Genomic DNA, 17,565 nt, shown 5'->3' with positions numbered 1-17,565 from the left:
TCAGGAATGCATGCGTCCATAGTTGTCCTCGAACCTGACAATGTCATCTTCGCCCAGATACGTACCGGACTGCACCTCGATCATCTCAAGCGCTGTCTTGCCCGGGTTGCTCAGGCGATGCACCGTGCCGAGCGGAATATAGGTGGACTGATTTTCACTCAGCAGGAAGGTCTTTTCGCCGCACGTCACCTGCGCTGTCCCGCGAACGACAACCCAATGCTCTGCCCGGTGGTGATGCATCTGCAGCGACAGGCTGCCGCCCGGCTTGACGACGATACGCTTCACCTGAAAGCGATCGCCCGAGTCCAGCGAATCGTAAAAACCCCACGGCCTATGCACCATGCGATGGTGATCCGCTTCTGAACCGTGCTCAGCACGAATACGTGACACGACGGACTTGATCTGCTGGGCGCTCTGCTTGTCCGCGACGAGGATCGCATCCGCTGTTTCGACGACTACTACGCCGTTCAAACCAACGCACGCAATGAGACGACCTTGGGAGTGCGCAAAGGTGTTGACGGTGTCTTCGAAGATGACCCGGCCGCGCGCCACGTTTCCACTCGGATCCTTCGGCATCATCTGCCAGACGGCATCCCATGAGCCGACATCGGACCACGACGAATCCATCGGCACAACAACGCCGCAGGTGCCCTTACATTCGCCGAGTCGTTCCATTACACCGTAATCGATCGATTCGTCAGGACAACCGTCGAAGTCTCTCGCAGCGAGATGCACGAACTTGCCGACCAGTGAACGGTTGCGGTGTGCGGCCTCGCAGGCGGCGTAAATCGCCGGGTGCAGCTCATGGATAACCGATAGCCAGACCGAAGCCCGGACAACGAAGATGCCGCTGTTCCACCAATATTCGCCGGACCGAACGTACTGCTCCGCAAGCTCACGGTGTGGTTTTTCGACGAACCGGTCGATGACGAAGCCGTCATCGCTTCCCAACGGCACGCCTACCCGAATGTATCCGTAGCCCGGCTCGGCGTGGCGGGGCACGATGCCGATGGCGACGACGGCGCCGTCGGCGGCATAGTGCGCGGCGCGCGACACGGCGCTCTGGAATGCGGGTGCGTCGGGGACAACGTGATCTGCAGGCATCACAACGAGCACGGCATCCTTGTCCCCGGCGACCGCCTCCAGCGCCGCCGCAGTAAGCGCAGGCGCTGTGTTGTGTGCTGACGGTTCAAGGAGAATGCGAGACGGTTTGCCGCACTCGCCTAGCTGTTCCGCACTGATGTGGCAATGATTCTCGCCACACACTAAAAGCAGGGTGCTGGAAACCGGCCACAACGTTTCAAGGCCATCAAGGCGTCGTGCGGTCGTGGCCAGCAGGGACTCCTCTCCAATCAGCTCGATGAGTTCTTTCGGATATTGCTCGCGGGAGAGGGGCCACAGTCGCGTGCCGGCCCCGCCCGCCAGAATCACCGGCTGGATCGATAGTCGCTCGTCAGTCATGGACGTGAACTGCAGCAGTTTCGATTGAGGCGCAAATGCGATAGTCATCCGGCGGCTCCGTTTTAGGTGGGCAAGCCTTCGTCATTGCGAAGGGTCTCGCCCTGATTCAGACAACGAAGTGGTAACGGGGACACCATATGTCGGTAACAGGAGCCTCTCTGTGCGGATTCGAACTTAACGATTTGCGACGTGGTTATGTAATACGCGAAGCATGGTTAGCCACGCTAATCCGCGCGTCGTTTAAAGTGATGATTCGTATGATTAGAAAGAGGAACGCAGGATAGCGAATTAATCATCCAGACGTGATGTCTGGAGTTTAAGCATGGTTCAGAACTGAGACACTTTTGGTTCGAACTCGGGTGTTCGGCGCTGCCCTCTCTCGCGCTCGCGGGGCGTATTGCGAACCCTATCTTCCGCCATAGCCCGCAGGGCGTACGTCTATCTCGAAACGCACCGCGTCGCAGCAATTATTGCGCCGCGCCACAGAAATTCGCTGAGCCCGCAAAGTTGTTCAGATATGAGACGGTTCGCGGACCGAATCCGGCGCCCGATCTACATCTATTAATAAAGTCCTTTAAAAACAGTCGTTTGAAACGTATGGCACGCCTCTGGCTAAAGAAGGAATGCCCATGGGGTAATGCCTTCGGGCATTTCTACCGGGCACTTCAGTGGACTATCGCAGTGCAGTAATTTTTAGGCGGTAAACCGTTGCCCTCACACTCTGCATGCCTTTTGGTGTGCTAAGACCGGCAGGAAACGACCATGCTCGACTTTACGAACTATCCATTCGCGAATCACCTGCTAGCCGTCGTACCGGAGCCCGAGATGGCATTGATGGCTCCTCACCTCAAGCTTCAGCGACTACACGCTGGTGAATTACTCTCGGACTCAGGCGAAACCGTCAAACACGTGTATTTCCCGACTACGGCGATTGTGTCGATGCTCTTTCTGATGGCGGACGGCGCGACTGCGGAGGTGGCCGCTGTCGGTAACGAAGGCGTGATCGGCGTTCCGGTGTTGATGGGCGGCGCGACGATGCCCAACCGTATCGAAGTGCGCAGCGGCGGCTATGCCTACTCCATGAGCGCCCAGATATTCAAGCGCGAGTTCGAGCAGCATGGCCCCGTGCATAAGCTGATGCTGCTTTACATCCAGGCGTTACTCACCCAGATCGCTCAGAATGCGCTTTGCAACAGGCACCATCACATCGTCAAGCAGGTGAGCTCCTGGCTCCTGCTCACCCATGATCGGCTGAAGTCGGACGAACTGGTCGTCACCCAGCAACTGATCGCGACCATGCTCGGCGTCCGTCGCGAGGGCGTGACGGAAGCGGCGGGCAAGCTCCAGGACGCCGGACTCATCAGCATGCGTCGGGGTCACATTACCGTACTCGACCGCGAAGGTCTGGAAGAGCATGCCTGCGAGTGCTATGGGATCGTCAAACGGGAATTCCGCCGGCTGCTGCTCGCTAGTGCGGCAGAGAAAGAAGGGGCCACACCGATTGCCCCGCCACCGCCCGTGTACCGCAGAGACAGGGAGCGCGAACGCCAGGTGGTCTGTAGCGGACGTTGACGTCTGAAAGTCACGTGGCGGGGCAGCACCCAGAGTCAGTTGCCGCTTTTGTCATGATCGCGAGTTCGCAGCACGGCCGCCAGCCAGCGCCACGTCATGCGCTTGCGGAACGGGGCCCGCCGCACGTGCCGACGCACGCCGGCAACCTGCCGTCGGGCCTCGACTTCGTCGTGCGATAGCGCGCGTTCCGTTCGTTCATCGGTGCGCCGCGCCGCCACGCATAACGATACGGCAAAAATTACCGCAACGATTTCGAGTATGGCAAGGATGGTCAAAAGGCGCATGGCGTCCACGAAAAGTCGCGCTGTGTCGCGCGGAATAATGGGTTGACAGTCATAGTGTGACATACGGCTCGGGCCGGGCATTTTTGAAAGAACTGCCAATATTCGCCGCTATTCGACGAATAGCCGTGGTCTGCGATCGGGCGGTGGCCGGTTACGATTCGGCATCCGAACCACTTTGTAACGATCCTGATGCGGAGCCGCCGGAAGGGGCTGTGTTCGCATTCGCACATTGCTCATGATTTGGGGCGGCTACAGTCACTGCGCAATGTATTCCCTCCTCCTCTTACGACGATGCTTAGACGCAGCCTGCTCGCCAACTATGCTGGCCAGATTGCTACCGTTGCGCTCGGCATCGTCATGGTGCCGGCGTACGTTCGATATCTTGGCGTCGAAGCGTATGGTCTGATCGCGCTCAATGCCGCGTTGCAAGCGTGGGTGCAGATATTGGATCTTGGACTTTCGCCCACATTGTGTCGCGAACTTGCGCGCGCGCAGGATGAAGCATCAAGGAAGGAGGCGAGTGTCCTCCTGCAGTCACTCGAAAAATTCGTGGCGGCCATGTGCACGCTGCTCTTCGTGCTTTCTTTGCTGGTGGCACCGTTCTTTGCGAAAGACTGGTTGCACGCGGCAGGGTTGCCTGCGCACGAAATCGAAATCGCGTTTGTCTTGATGGTTTTAACCGCTTCGTCGCGTTGGCTTTCTTCGGTCTATCGAGCAGGCATGGTGGGCATAGACAGGCAAGCCACGCTCAACGGAGTGGTTGTGGGCTTTGCCGTCATCCGGGCTGCGCTCGTTGTTCCCGTCATCGCGAGGTGGCCGCAAATCGACGTTTTTTTCCTGTGGCAACTGGGCGCAATTGCCGGCGAAAGTCTGGTCATGCGATTGCTGCTTGCCCGCGTGATAAAAGCGCCGCTACTCACACGAACGTTTTCGCGCACCGCATTATCGGCGCGCGCAAGATTGTCACTGTCCATCGCGTTCTCCGCGCTCGTGTGGGCGACCACCACGCAGATCGACAAGGTCATTCTGTCGAAGGTTCTGTCTCTGCAAGCATTCGGCGTATTTAGCATGGCCACGCTTCTCGCCAGCGGTATCCTGCTGCTGGCCAATCCGGTCCAGCAGGCGTTTATTCCGCGCTTTTCCGCCAACGGCGTGGGCGATAGCCGGAACATCATACCGAGCTATCTGCTCGCGAGCGAGATCACGATGATCGTGGTCATTCCTGCTGCAATGATCTTTGCGATAGCGCCTGACCTCGTTCTCAGGCTGTGGTCAGCGAGCGCGCCCTCGACGCCGGAAGCCTGGCGTGTCCTGCAGTGCTATGCAATCGGTAACGCATGTTCCGCTATTGCGGAGTTGGCTTTCCTCGTGCAATGCGCGCAAGGAAATCTGTCCCTGCAGATCAAGGGTAACGTCGCATTCCTGGTGATTCTCGTACCGGCCGTTTTCCTGGGTTCGCTCAACAATGGGGCAGTCGGCGTGGCTTATGCGTGGCTTGCGTTAGGTCTGTTCCGGGTGCTCGTCTGGGTCAGTATCGTGCACCGCAAATTCCTGCCAGGTATCAACATGAGGTGGTACAGGGATATGGTCGCGCGCACTGTGGCGACGGGATTAGTAGGCTTCGCATTTCACTACACAACCCTGCTTCGCGCATCGAGAACTCAGATTTTCGTTTTCCTCCTCCTCATGTGGCTGTCAATGATGGTGGCCGCCGTGGCTGTCTCACCGATCTCGCAACGCAAAGCGCGCAGTCTCGCCGGGCGTCTCGTCTTCAACTGAACGCGTTGCATGTTCTCTTCGACGTGATCGTCGGCGACGTCGCAAATTCATCGTTCAGCCGGAAGGCCTTCTGTGCGAATCCGAACCGAAGGGTAGCAAGGTGCCGCCTAGGATCGGCAGTAATGGCGCACTGCGGCATGACCGCGCCACGGTTGCTGAACCGTTCAATCATGGAGGTATCGCGATGCGGGTTGCAATTGTTCATGAATGGTTAGTGACATTTGGCGGGTCCGAACGCGTGGTTGAACAGATGCTCGAATGCTTTCCTGAAGCCGATGTCTTTAGCTTGATCGACTTCATGGATGATCGTGCTTTTTTGAAAGGGAAGAGGGCGACGACCTCGTTCGTGCAAAAGCTGCCGTTCGCCAAACGCAAGTACCGTAATTATTTGCCGCTCTTTCCGCTAGCGATCGAGCAGTTTGACCTGTCTGCTTACGATCTCGTTCTTTCAAGTTCGCATGCCGTTGCGAAGGGCGTGTTGGTAGGACCCGATCAACTTCATATCAGCTATGTTCATTCGCCCATCCGCTATGCGTGGGATCTGCAGCATCAGTACCTGACGGAAGCGAATCTGCTGAAGGGCTTTCGTTCGTTGTTCGCGCGCGTCGCGCTGCACTACATACGCACGTGGGACGTGCGTACGGCGAACGGAGTCGATACGTTCGTTGCCAATTCGGACTTTATTGCGCGCCGTGTTAATCGTGTTTACCGCCGCGATGCGACAGTCGTTTACCCCCCGGTAGACACCGAAGCGTTCGAGTTAGGCACGCACAAGGAGTCGTTTTACGTCACGGTCTCCAGAATGGTGCCGTACAAAAAGGTGGATCTGGTAGTGGAGGCCTTTTCGGCCATGCCTGAACGTTCGCTGGTGGTGATCGGGGACGGTCCGGATATGGAAAAGATCCGTTCCAAGGCAGGACCCAACGTCGTAATCCTGGGGCATCAGCCCTTCCCCGTCCTCAGGGACTACCTGCAGCGTGCGCGGGCATTTGTATTCGCTGCAGAGGAAGACTTCGGCATCTCGATTGTGGAGGCACAGGCATGCGGCACCCCTGTGATTGCGTTCGGTAAGGGCGGGGCGTGTGAAACGGTGATCGACGACACACAGCCGCAGCCGACGGGTGTGTTCTTCGACGAGCAGACAGTCGAATCAGTGCAAGCTGCGGTACGCAGATTTGAAGCGAGCGCCGATCAATTTTTGCCCGACAGTTGTCGCGCCAACGCGGAGCGGTTTTCCGAGGCGGCTTTTCGTCGGGGGTTCCTGGCAGTCGTCCTGAAGGCCATGGAATCGCACCGGAATTCTCGCGTCTGGCGCAAGCTCCGTGCGTCAATTCGACCGCCGGTGTGCGCCATGGCAGTCGAAGAAGAACCGGCGGAGTTTGGCGTGACTTCGCTTCCATCCTAATCGGTCTGGAAGGTCTGCCGGCTGCTCAACACGAGGAAATGCCAAGTGAACTCAACCATCAGAATCGAATACGCATCACTGCCTGAACTGGGCGTCACTCCATTTCCTGCCCTGACGAATAAAGTCGCACTGGCGGCCGCGGACATTGTTGGCTTTACTGTGGCACTCCTGGTGACGAATCGCGTGCTGGGCAGCTTTGTCGCCGAGTCGCAGAAGAGCGTGTGGTCGATCTTTTCACATCAGCCCATGCTGATCTACCTGGCGCTAGCCTGCATTGGAACCGTGTGGTTCTGGGCGAGGTTGCGGCACTACTCCTGTCGCAGGCCCATGTGGCGTGAGCTCCAGGAGATTTTCCGGATGTTGATCGTGCTCGCGGTCATTCATCTGGCGCTTACCGCACTGGCCAAAGGTACGTTTTCGCGCGGATGGTGGGCCTTGACCTGGAGCGGCGCCCTGATCTGCGTGCCCGTGTTCCGATCGGTGACAAAGCGCGCACTCGACTGGGCAAACCTGTGGAAAAGGCCGACGCTCATTGTCGGGTGTGGGGAAAGCGCGTTGGAAGCCAGGCGGGCACTGTCGAACCAGTCGTTTCTGGGCGTGGACGTGATCGCCTATGTCGCGCCGGACGCCCAGGCTGCTGTGGACAAAGAGGCGATCTTTGTCTCGGACGCCCCCATTCTGCAGGGCATTACCCCCGCGACGTTCAGATCGTTGCCTGGCATACAGGTTGTGATAGCGCTGGAGCACGATCACCGCGCTTTGCGCGATATGTGGGTTCGTGGACTCACGAAGTACGGCATTCGCGACGTCACTGTGATGGCGTCAATGCGTGGCGTGCCGTTATGCGGTACCGACATATCGTACTTCTTCGGCCATGAAGTGATGATGTTGCGCGTGCAAAACAACCTCGCGCGTTTTTCGGCCAGAGTTCTCAAGCGGATTTTCGACGTCGTGGTGGGAGGATTTCTGTTACTCATGCTGCTGCCCATCTTCGCGATCATTGCGGCCCTGGTGGCCAAGGATGGTAGCTCTGCGTTTTTTGGGCACACGCGTATCGGACAAAACGGCAAAAAGTTCAACTGCTACAAATTCCGTTCGATGGTGCCTGATGCGGAGAAGGTGCTGAAGGAATTGCTCGAACGCGATCCAGTCGCAAGGGCCGAATGGGAGAGGGATTTCAAACTGAAGGACGATGTCCGGATCACGTCAATTGGTGCGCTACTGCGCAAAACAAGCCTCGACGAATTGCCGCAGTTGTGGAACGTGCTGCGCGGGGATATGAGCCTTGTGGGACCGCGCCCGGTAATCGAAAAGGAGATCGTCCGGTACGGTGAGGAATCCGCTTACTATTTCTTGGCAAAGCCGGGCATGACGGGTCTCTGGCAGGTGAGCGGTCGCAATGATACGGATTACGCGCGGCGCGTTTTCCTGGATGCGTGGTATGTGAAAAACTGGTCGCTTTGGTACGACATCATGATCATGTTGAAGACGGTCGCCGTGGTGATCCGGCGCGACGGCGCATACTGATCGACGGGATGCGGATACCGGCGCCGGCTACTCGGACCGACGACACCGTAGGTTACTGTCTATCAGCAATGAGGTAACGGGGCATCGGGCCCACTCGCCAGTCGAAGCTTTGTGCCGTGATCGTTACAGGCGTATCGACACCTTGCCAGTCGCGCTGAACATATCTTCCGGCCGGCAGGTGTAAGGAGGCCGTACTTTCCTTGCCGTCGGTGGTCCAGCCGACGACGACCGGATCATCGGTTCCGTACTGATACGCCTTGACGCTCTCGGCGTCGACTAGCGCCTTTGCCCAGTTACGCTTGCCGACCGTGCTGCTCAATACGGAAGCAGCGACGAACGCCGGTTTGGGCGTCAAATCGTGGTGCAGCAAGCCAAAGTTGTGCTCGATGTTGTTGACGTCGGTGCCATCGTCGACAAAGTCGTACCAAAACACCACCTTAACCGTGCCATAGCGCCGCGACAGCAAATAGGTGCGCACGAGATTGGACGCCTGCGTTGCTTCATCTTGCCCCGGGTCTTTAGGATTCACAGGCCAGCCTAACTCCGTCACCCAAATCTGTAGTGGTCGCCCATCTGCTTTCACATTGTCTGCAGTCAGTCGTTTCAGGTAGGGCCATACCGTTGGGATGCTCACGAAATCGATCGGCGCGCCCGTGGCTCGATAGCCTCTCTCTGGCGTATTGGGCGGCATATAGGGATGTACGCTAAAGCCGTCCTGGTCGTTCAGCCCCCCGTCCTTCATCAATCCAACAATGCAATCACCCCCCGGGCCGCCGCCCGAGCCGCCGCCGCCGCAGGAAATCACGGATGCGTCCGGACTTCGTTGCTTGATGGCGCCGAACGTGTCCTTCAAAAGGGCAAGGTAGGTGGGGTAGTTGATCTTGCCGAAATCCGGCTCGTTCCAAACCTCCCAATGCTTAACCGTCCTACCGTACCGGGCGACCACAGCATCAACGTATCGGGCAAACCGCGCCCGGGCCTCGGGTGACTGCGGAAAGTTCGATTGCGAAAAGAGCGCCGGGTAAGCAACCGGGTTACCGTAGTCGAGAACGACTAAAGGCGAAATGCCGAACTGGGCACATGCGGCAAGGTACGTATCGAAACGCGCGGGAAAGTTAAAGCGTCCTGGCGTTCGTTCGATTGCCTCCCAATAGAGTTCGTCTCGAATCCACGAGAACCCGGCCTGCTTGACGAGCGGCAACAGTACCGAAGGCGGCGGTGTGCCGCCCTGAGCAAAATGGGTGACGACACCGAAGTCGGAAGGCCCCACTTCGTCGCGTTTCGTGACGACGGCCAGCGTGGTCGCTGTCTTGTCGAGCGTTTCTCCATCTGGCGATTTGAAGGTCGCGTCGACGCGGAACAAACCAGAGCGCGGTACGGCTATGCTGACGTCGATCGCCTTGCCTCCCGGTATGTCGCTGATGGCTTTCTGGTACGTGGTGAGCGCAGCCGGCATCAATTTGCCGTTGCTGTCATAGGGGAACACGCTAACCGTTAACTTTGCCTGGCGCATATCGTCCGGCGTCGCGACGACGAACCGGACGATCTTCTTTCCGTTTATCGGCATGACTAGCGAGCCCGGCGGACTAGCGAGGCGTATCTGAAACTGAGCATATGAGGCGCTCGAGAAAGCCAGAAAAAAGAATGCGGACAGCGTAGTGCGCCGGAGTAGGGATGGTTTGAAAAGGCTTCGATGGAGGTGAATCGTCAGCATGGGATCATCCTCGTTGAATCGCTCGTGGAAATAGCCCGTTCGGTTCGACGAGCAAAGATGCGGGTGCTGAGAGGCCACGCGGGATGCCGCTTTTTCTGGGCAACAGGCCAGACCAAAATAGGGTGCGCGGCTCCACTCATCAGTACGGAATCGAACTTTCAAAGCGGTCGGCGGCGCACTTACGTTTGCCGCCGGGCCTTGTGTGTGAAACCGTACTGAGGGAGCTTCCCGCGAGATTGCTTAATGCAGCCTTGGGATGGCTGGCGACCGGCTTCGGCACCCGCACCGTCTGGCACGCCTGAATGGTGCGACAAATCGGAAGGCGACGTAATTCGAACGTTGCGGGCGAAACCTGGGCGCACGGCGCTGCGGTCTCAGGATCATCTGGGGAGATATCTGATGGACGAGTTTGCGGAGCGATCCAACACTCATCGGAAAGTTGTTTCCGTTCCGACGGCGACGCCAACCGACGCTGGCGCGATGCAAAGTCGCAACTGGCCGGTACCGTTTGCGGGGTTTGCAATTAACGGCAAATTCGCATCGCAGCGGATCACTGGCGTGCAACGCGTTGGCTATGAACTGGCGATGGCGTTTCAGCGACTGTTTCCCGAGGACACCGACCTCCCGTTGCTACTTCCCGTTGACGCGCGCACGGACGTCGCGCTGCCGAAAGCAAAAACGGTCGGGCGCTGGTTGAAGGGTTCTTCGTGGGAGCAACTTGCGCTGCCGTTCGCGACCGGCGGGCGAACACTGCTTAGCCTCTGCAACATGGGGCCGTTGTTCGCACGTCGTCAGGTGGTCATGATGCATGACGTGGCGGTCTACGATTTGCCGGAAAACTATTCCTGGAAATTCAGACTCTGGTATCGCTTCGCGTTTTCAATCTTGAAGCACAGCGCCAGTCACATCGTGACGGTGTCGGAATTCTCGAAGAAAAGAATCATGGCGCGTCTCGGGATAGACGCGTCGCGTATTTCGGTCGTCTGGAATGGCGTGGACCATTTCGACAGAATCGCGGCGGACAAGTTGATTTTGTCACGGCTGAATCTACAGCACGACGGTTATGTCCTCGTGGTCGGCAATCTGTCAGTAGGAAAAAACCTTGCCCGTGTGCTTGCCGCAATCGAGCGCCTGAGTGAGCGTCACGACTGGAAGTTTGTGGTTGTCGGCGGGTGCGATTTGCGGATCTTCAATCCTAAAGCCAAGGTGGGCTACGACCTCTCGGAGAACATCGTCGCCGCCGGCTTCGTATCGGACGGTGAGTTGCGTGCGCTGTATGAAAATGCAGCCTGTTTTGTGTTTCCCTCGCTTTACGAAGGCTTCGGCTTGCCGCCGCTCGAGGCGATGTTGTGCGGTTGTCCGGTGGTTGTATCGCGAGAAGCCTCGCTGCCGGAAATATGCGGCGATGCCGCGGTCTATTGCGACGCGCGCTCTGTTGAAGACATCGCCGACAAAGTGGCGCAGTTGATGGGCGACGCAGCGCTACGCGACGTCTGGCGCGCACGCGGCAGAGAGCATGCGCGCCAGTTCCGGTGGGAGCGCTCTGCACGTCAGTTGCTGGATGTTCTCGAGCAACAGCTCGGGGCGGGCGGGGCCGCTCGCCCGGTCTGCGCACCTCCCGTCGCATCAAGGTTTTGACTTGTTACGCTTGCCTGGTAGCCAGGGATCAGAACCGCAACTTGAGCCTCGGTGCGATTCCGAACATAGCGTTTCATATGCCACCAAGTACTCTTGCTTGGTGGAGCGCACCGCGCTTGCTTGACAAGAGGCAGGCATGCAGCAATACAGAGTCTTGGTTATCAACGATTTCGAGCAAAAGGGCGGGGCGGAGGTCGTCTATCGGCAGTCCGCTGACCTTCTACGCGCAATGTCCGGCGTGGAAGTGGAATGCTTTGACGTCAGCCGATTCCAGGGGAGTTTGTCGTTGCTATCCAGATCGTGGAACCTGGCGGCCGCGCGCGCGCTCAAGCAAACTCTTGGCGCCTTTCGGCCGGATAGGATTCTTGTCCACAACTACCACAATGCTTTATCAGCATCGGTACTCGGCGTGATCGCTCGACATAAGCGAGAGTTAGGTTACGCCGCGTATATGACATGTCACGATTTTCATCTTATCTATTACAACCCGACGCTGCACTACATGGTGAACGGCAATATCGAGCATTTGACGCTCGACGCGTTGCAAACGGGGCATGTCTTGATGTTGCGCGTCAGCGCAAAAGGCGCAATCCATGACATCTTTTCGAAAGCCTACTGGCATACAGTGCGCGCGGTGTACAAGCCAGAGCGCATCTTCGATCGGATAATTTGTCCAAGTGATTTCATGCAGGAGGCTTTGCATCGCAGAGGGATCGACAACACGGTGGTCCTTTACAACCCCTCGGTCGTCGGTGTGACGAACAAGCCGGTGAGCGTGCGCGATCGGGAGCGCTTCAGCCTTGCATTTGTCGGACGCGTTGTACGCGAGAAGGGTCTCGCAGAATTTATCGCGCTCGCGAGCTCGATCGATTTTGCGCGTATCGAGCGCATAGGTGTTTTCGGCGACGGTGCCGACCGCGAAGAGATCGAGCAACGATATGCGCCGCTGGTCGAGTCGGGAAAGCTTGTTTTCTTCGGCAGCCTGCCGCAGGACCGGTTGTTCTCGGAACTGCGACGTTTTGCCGATGCGATCGTCCTGCCCTCAGTGGGGGTGGAAGTCGCACCGCTTGTCATTGTCGAGGCGGCGATGCTGGGGTTGCCCACGCTGATCCGGGAGGGTGCCCATCGGTTGGATTTTGGCAATGCCGTCGGCAGCAAGATAACGTATCGCGATGACCCTGAAAGTCTTCGAGCGGCGCTTGATGGGCTTGCCGCGCATCTCGCTACGCCGGAGCGGCGTTACGACGTTAGCCCATTTTTGCCTCAGTGCTATGCGGAGCGGCTGGCACATATCATGCGGATGACATAGACCCAGACACGGACCGCCGGCAGCACGCATGGCAGGCGGTCTCCATAGGTGACGGTGGTCGAAAATTATTGAACATATCCAAGCGTAGAAAAGTCGATCGGGCAACTGCTCTGTGGTGGATGCGCGCGTAACTCGCGCACCATCTCCTCCTGTATTCAGAGAATCGGTGAATAACCACGGACTGACCCACTATGGCGCACGGAATATTGCGGAACATGCTGGCCCTGTCGGTCTTGCAAGTGGCGAATATGGTGCTGCCGCTCGCGACGTTACCGTATCTGTTCCGCGTGCTGGGTCCCAACCACTTTGGCGCCTACGTTTTTGCTCAGGCGGTGGTGACCTATCTGGTCCTGCTGGCCGACTACGGCTTTAACTGGTCAGCTACGGGTGAGATTGCAAGGGTGCAGAACGACCGCGACGCTGTTTCGAGAATTTTCTGGAAAACGCAGGTGGCCAAAACGCTGGTAGCGTGCGTTGGCCTTGCGCTTCTGGTACTTGGCGTTTTGCTGGTGCCGAAGTTCATTGAGATTCGGCCCATCATATTTGCGACCTTTCCGTTGGTGATCGGCACCGTGTTATTTCCGCAATGGCTCTTCCAGGGTTTGGAGCGGATGTCCTTTGTCACCATATCAACGTTGAGCGCACGCTTGCTTGTCATACCCGCTACCTACCTCCTCGTCCACTCGCCCGACGACACGTGGCGAGCGGCGCTCATCGCATCAATGAGCACCGTCGTCGCCGGGCTGATCTCACTGACGCTGATCGCGCGCATGAGATTGATCTCGTTCTGGCTTCCGGGCGTAAGCGATGTTATCGGAGCCTTCAGGGACGGATGGCACGTGTTCATGGCGACCGCTGCAATCAGTCTTTATACGACGACGAACAGCGTGTTGCTCGGATTTCTGGCGGGCAACGTAACGCTAGGTTACTTTGGTGCCGCCGACAAGATTCGCAACGTGGCGCAGTCCCTGATCGCGCCGCTCAGCAACGCCATGTATCCGCGCGTCAATGCACTGTTTGCCGAGGACACCGTGAAGGCCTATGCGCTCGTGCGCAAGGCGCTTTACGCGATGAGCACAATCATGTTCGCCGTATCGGTGATGCTCTGGGCGCTTGCTCCATGGATCGTTCGCATTGGTATGGGACCTCAATATGCGCCGGTGGTCGACGTTTTACGGTGGATGGCGTTTGTGCCGTGGATGGTGGCGCTAAACAACGTGCTTGGGCTCCAGATGATGCTACCGCTCGGCATGAAGAAAAAATTCAGCGAGATCCTGCTGGGATCCGGTGTGTTCAACATCGCGCTGTTGGTGCCGCTTTCGATTCGTTTTGGGGCGCAAGGCGCAGCGATGTCGATACTTGCGACAGAAGCGCTTGTCACCGGCTGCATGGCGCTTTACCTGGTTAAGAAAAGAGTTCCGATTTTCCTGGCAAGGGCATCGACTGATTAATGCCAAATGCACGAGTTTGTTAAAAGGAGTTGACGCATGAACACATCGCATCCAGACGTTGAGGCACGCAGAATGGCTGTAGTGATACTTGCGTGTCGCGACTATGCGGCGCTCGAGTTGGCGCTTGCGAGTCAAATGGCTTACCGACCGCCGGGTGTGCCGTTCTACGTGCTGCAGAATTGCCGCGGCGGGTACGACGCCGAGCGGACCCTCGGTGTGGCCCGGCGCTACGAAAGACTGTTTCCCGGTGTCGTCAACGTCGTCGACGACATCGTGCCAGGGGACCCCTATCGGTCGATCAGGAAGTTACTGTCCAAACCGGAGTTCGAAAACATCGACCTGGTTTGCAAGGTCGACGACGATGCATTCCCGATTGCGCATCAATGGCTCGACCAGATGGTCGAGGCCTATGACAGCGCTGAGCGAGGAAATGGCCGGAAGCTGGCGTACGTCACGCCGCTCATCAATAACAACGCATGGGGTTTTCCTCAGCTGCTGAAGGCGATGAATCTGGAGCAGGAGTACTTTGCCACGCAGGCGCATCCGCATTTCGTCGGGTCGGGCAGCAGCGGGCGCTTTCCGCTGCGGATCATTCCGGCGGAGCAGATCGAGACCGGTACGAACGGCACCATATGGGGCTATCCGCACATCGCGCGCTGGCTGCACGAGCGCACCACCCTTCAGCCTGACGCATTCATCGCTGCGACGCAATCGCTGGAGCAGTGCGATGTGCCATCGCAATCTCGCTATTCGATCGGCTGCATCCTGTTTCGCAAGTCGCTGTGGAATGCGATCGACGACGGAGGCCGCGATGACGAGCATATGATGCACATGCATTGCGAACGCAACGATCTCCGTATCGTCTGCGTGCGCCGCGTACCGTTTGTTCATCTTGCGTACTTCACGCAGCGCGAGGAGAACCGCGACATCGTGGACACGGCGCTCGCGCTCTATGGCCCGCGGCTTGCGCACCCGTTTCCTCTAGTGCTCTACGCTGATCGTGAGCGGGAAAATGAGGCGCGATTGCGCTGGCTTGAAGATCGATTGAATGCACCGGCCGCGCCCAGGTCGGAGTGGCTTGGGAAGCTTACGCCGAAACGGATAAAAGGTGCCGTGCGGCGGCGCCTGGTTTGGCTTTGGCCGGCGCGCAGCGCGCGTGGCGTGCCAGGGGAGCTGAGATAATCGGGCGCGAAGGCATTTTTGAAATTGGGGGGCTGAGTAGATCCGGCTTTAGCGATAGCGGGAGAGACGCAAGGGAAAGAAGGCGGGTGAATGACGAGGGCTGCCCGAGACGCGCGCGTGAGTTGACGTGCACGGCTTGCCCCGGGCAGCTTGATCAGTTAAAGGCCATAGGCATGGACCACATGGTCGCTGCCCGCGACGAAGACCTGACCGTTCACGACCGACGGCGACGAGAAGTTACCCTCGCCGGATTGAACTGGCGTGTAGTGGTCGTGGAAAAGTATGGCTCCGGTTGTCGCGTTGAATGCATACACATCGTTGCCCATCCCGTCGGCGTAGTAGACCACACCGTTTGCGGCGACCGGCGGAATAGCCGGATTGAAGTTGGGGCTGTTGATGCCGACTTGCGTCTGCCACACAGGTTTGGGGGTGACGGAACAGGTGCTACCGATGGACAGTGCAATGAGCCCGTGTTTATATAAAGTCCCCGAATCGGAGGGAGACACGACGTAAAGCTGATTGAGCACCGGGTCGAACGCAGGCATGCCTATGTTGCTGCCGTCGTTCGAACTCTGGGCAATCGTCAACGTTTGAATGGGACCCGCCTGCTGAATGGTGGCCCGGTTATAAATAAACAGAGGGCCCGACTTGTTGTAGGCAGCGAGCATCGTCGGGCAGTTGGGACGCTGGAACAGCAATGCCGTAGCGCCGAAGTCGATGTCTGCGTTGGGCGAGGGAGTCAGTGGCGAGTTCGACGCGGCCACCGCCAGGGTTGGGGTGAGCTTCACGACGTGTTCGGCGAACCCTGCGTTTTCGGGGGTGGCGAATGCGTTGCCCGTCAGTGCATAGACGACTGTACCGTCAGGTGGAATCGATACGCCCCCAAAGCCCCATATGCCGCCCCCGTTCGGTCCGGTTGCCCCGGTGGGGAACCAGCGTTGCAGAATGGCGGCTGGGTTGGTGGTCGAGGCGCGGATAACCTGTCCGTGGTACGGCTGCGTATCGCAGGGGTCACCGGCCGTCGCAACGTATATTGAGGAACCGTCGGGACTGAGCGTCAAACCGCCGTACACCATCGTTAGCGGAGAAGCATTCGCCGCGTCGAGGAGAGGCAAGTTGAAGCCCGGGAGATCGACGCCGGTCGCCATATCGTACGCATGCAAGTAACCTTTCCCGCTCGCGACGAACAGGCGGTTGTTGGCATGGTCGATTACGGGCGTCCCCTGCACACCAATCTTGCCTTGGAATAGCCCGCTACAGCCCTGCGACAGAGTTGCCTGAGGGATGGGGGCACTCTTCCAAATGGTGGCCCCCGTCGTGGCATTCAGCGCCCATGTTGTGTTTCCCTCCGTCGCAACATAGACGATATCGGTCGGAACGTTGTTGATCAACACGCCGGTAGCCAAAACCGGCTGAGTCAGGATGGCGCCGTCAAGAACAGGGGACGCCCAGTGTTGTTTCAGCGTGCTCACGTTGGTCGCGTTCAGCACCGTCTCGACAGGGTTATACCCGGTCCGCTGCCTGTTCATGCCATACGTCGGCCAGTCGGTTGCTGTAAAGGTCGCGGCGGTGGAGGCTCCCGGTATCCGGGCCAACGTAGCAGCGGTTGCTAGTTCGGGAGCCTGGAATGGCGTATCGGCGGCCGGCCCGCTATCGTCGCGGAATCGATTCGGATTGACCGTGTTTCCGCCGTTCTGTTTGTCTATCTGCGATCCGTCGAGCGCGCTGGCGGGCGCGACGTGCGGTCCGTTGCCGAACGGGTGGAGGCCATGAGGGAACGGGAACGGTACCTTTGCTGCCGCCGCTGCGGCTGCCCCAAGATCCGGCGCGAGCGCCGCTGCTGGTGCTGCGTTCGAGCTTTGCGCCTGTACGCCTGAACCGGCCATTCCGGTGAGCATCAAAGCGGCAACAAGTCGAGCAGCGTTGATTCTGTTTAGTGCGTTGGTCATAAATCCACCTCCTGAACATCAAGTTATTGCAATGTTGAGAAGTCCGCAAACAGGCGACTTCTAACCACGATTTACGACAAGGACGCGCGTTGCAATCGTGAAATCAATCCTAGGAGGCGATCAGAACCGAAGCGCAAGAAAAGGCGTTATTTGACTAAGCTTTGTCGAAACGACAGTTCTCCTTACGAATGATAAATATTAATAGCGCGCTCCATGCGAGGAGGAAATGACGCTTCAACTGTAATGTGCGGGTATGCGGCGGTAGGCCTATCAAGGGAGGTCGTTTGCTGCGGG

The 17,565-nt window shown here is 58.1% G+C and carries 12 protein-coding genes; 8 read left to right on the top strand and 4 right to left on the bottom strand.

Annotated elements, in window-relative coordinates; translation table 11 throughout:
* Positions 1–1,461, bottom strand: coding sequence for a mannose-1-phosphate guanylyltransferase/mannose-6-phosphate isomerase (locus M0D64_RS31630; protein ID WP_266260684.1), 1,461 nt, complete (start codon positions 1,459–1,461; stop codon positions 1–3).
* Between the two features lie 762 nt (positions 1,462–2,223).
* Between M0D64_RS31630 and M0D64_RS31625 the strand changes: the two genes are divergently transcribed.
* The gene (locus tag M0D64_RS31625; protein WP_266260682.1) at positions 2,224–3,033 is read left to right on the top strand and encodes a Crp/Fnr family transcriptional regulator; all 810 of its coding nucleotides are present in this window, start codon (positions 2,224–2,226) and stop codon (positions 3,031–3,033) included.
* A 35-nt stretch (positions 3,034–3,068) separates the two neighbouring features.
* Here M0D64_RS31625 and M0D64_RS31620 read toward each other — a convergent pair whose 3' ends face one another.
* Entirely contained in the window at positions 3,069–3,326 is a 258-nt protein-coding gene (locus tag M0D64_RS31620) for a hypothetical protein (protein ID WP_266239596.1), read from the bottom strand.
* Between the two features lie 282 nt (positions 3,327–3,608).
* On the opposite strand from M0D64_RS31620, the gene M0D64_RS31615 reads away from it, so the two are divergent.
* The 3 genes from M0D64_RS31615 to wbaP all read left to right on the top strand — a co-directional run bounded on the left by M0D64_RS31615 (position 3,609) and on the right by wbaP (position 8,028).
* Positions 3,609–5,096, top strand: a complete 1,488-nt coding sequence (locus M0D64_RS31615; RefSeq protein WP_266260681.1) for a lipopolysaccharide biosynthesis protein — start codon at positions 3,609–3,611, stop codon at positions 5,094–5,096.
* Positions 5,097–5,280: 184 nt separating this feature from the next.
* Positions 5,281–6,501, top strand: coding sequence for a glycosyltransferase family 4 protein (locus tag M0D64_RS31610; RefSeq protein WP_154559472.1), 1,221 nt, complete (start codon positions 5,281–5,283; stop codon positions 6,499–6,501).
* A 45-nt stretch (positions 6,502–6,546) separates the two neighbouring features.
* Entirely contained in the window at positions 6,547–8,028 is a 1,482-nt protein-coding gene (wbaP, locus tag M0D64_RS31605; protein WP_266260679.1) for an undecaprenyl-phosphate galactose phosphotransferase WbaP, read from the top strand.
* Between the two features lie 52 nt (positions 8,029–8,080).
* Here the strand turns inward: wbaP and M0D64_RS31600 are convergent, their stop codons facing one another.
* The gene (locus tag M0D64_RS31600; RefSeq protein WP_266260678.1) at positions 8,081–9,742 is read right to left on the bottom strand and encodes a beta-glucosidase; all 1,662 of its coding nucleotides are present in this window, start codon (positions 9,740–9,742) and stop codon (positions 8,081–8,083) included.
* Between the two features lie 480 nt (positions 9,743–10,222).
* Between M0D64_RS31600 and M0D64_RS31595 the strand changes: the two genes are divergently transcribed.
* The 4 genes from M0D64_RS31595 to M0D64_RS31580 all read left to right on the top strand — a co-directional run bounded on the left by M0D64_RS31595 (position 10,223) and on the right by M0D64_RS31580 (position 15,322).
* A complete protein-coding gene (locus M0D64_RS31595; RefSeq protein WP_266260677.1) occupies positions 10,223–11,380 on the top strand; it encodes a glycosyltransferase family 1 protein in 1,158 nt (385 codons plus the stop codon).
* Between the two features lie 136 nt (positions 11,381–11,516).
* Entirely contained in the window at positions 11,517–12,689 is a 1,173-nt protein-coding gene (locus M0D64_RS31590; RefSeq protein WP_266260676.1) for a glycosyltransferase family 4 protein, read from the top strand.
* Positions 12,690–12,904: 215 nt separating this feature from the next.
* Positions 12,905–14,140 (top strand): flippase, encoded by a 1,236-nt coding sequence (locus M0D64_RS31585; protein ID WP_233468869.1) that lies wholly within the window; start codon positions 12,905–12,907, stop codon positions 14,138–14,140.
* 36 nt (positions 14,141–14,176) lie between these two features.
* Positions 14,177–15,322 (top strand): hypothetical protein, encoded by a 1,146-nt coding sequence (locus M0D64_RS31580; RefSeq protein WP_266260675.1) that lies wholly within the window; start codon positions 14,177–14,179, stop codon positions 15,320–15,322.
* A 158-nt stretch (positions 15,323–15,480) separates the two neighbouring features.
* Here the strand turns inward: M0D64_RS31580 and M0D64_RS31575 are convergent, their stop codons facing one another.
* Complete coding sequence (locus M0D64_RS31575; RefSeq protein ID WP_266260674.1) at positions 15,481–17,271, bottom strand: PQQ-binding-like beta-propeller repeat protein; 1,791 nt, start codon at positions 17,269–17,271, stop codon at positions 15,481–15,483.
* Positions 17,272–17,565 lie beyond the last annotated feature (294 nt).

Source organism: Paraburkholderia sp. WS6 (assembly GCF_030464835.1).
GTDB lineage: Bacteria > Pseudomonadota > Gammaproteobacteria > Burkholderiales > Burkholderiaceae > Paraburkholderia > Paraburkholderia madseniana.
This window is presented reverse-complemented; position numbering and strand designations above follow the sequence as displayed.

Excerpts from the sequence above, each read along its gene's own strand:
- M0D64_RS31630 (WP_266260684.1), bottom strand. The coding sequence starts at position 1,461 with ATGACTGACGAGCGACTATCGATCCAGCCGGTGATTCTGGCGGGCGGG.
- M0D64_RS31625 (WP_266260682.1), top strand. The coding sequence starts at position 2,224 with ATGCTCGACTTTACGAACTATCCATTCGCGAATCACCTGCTAGCCGTC.
- M0D64_RS31615 (WP_266260681.1), top strand. The coding sequence starts at position 3,609 with ATGCTTAGACGCAGCCTGCTCGCCAACTATGCTGGCCAGATTGCTACC.
- M0D64_RS31610 (WP_154559472.1), top strand. The coding sequence starts at position 5,281 with ATGCGGGTTGCAATTGTTCATGAATGGTTAGTGACATTTGGCGGGTCC.
- M0D64_RS31600 (WP_266260678.1), bottom strand. The coding sequence starts at position 9,742 with ATGCTGACGATTCACCTCCATCGAAGCCTTTTCAAACCATCCCTACTC.
- M0D64_RS31595 (WP_266260677.1), top strand. The coding sequence starts at position 10,223 with ATGCAAAGTCGCAACTGGCCGGTACCGTTTGCGGGGTTTGCAATTAAC.
- M0D64_RS31590 (WP_266260676.1), top strand. The coding sequence starts at position 11,517 with ATGCAGCAATACAGAGTCTTGGTTATCAACGATTTCGAGCAAAAGGGC.
- M0D64_RS31585 (WP_233468869.1), top strand. The coding sequence starts at position 12,905 with ATGCTGGCCCTGTCGGTCTTGCAAGTGGCGAATATGGTGCTGCCGCTC.
- M0D64_RS31580 (WP_266260675.1), top strand. The coding sequence starts at position 14,177 with ATGAACACATCGCATCCAGACGTTGAGGCACGCAGAATGGCTGTAGTG.
- M0D64_RS31575 (WP_266260674.1), bottom strand. The coding sequence starts at position 17,271 with ATGACCAACGCACTAAACAGAATCAACGCTGCTCGACTTGTTGCCGCT.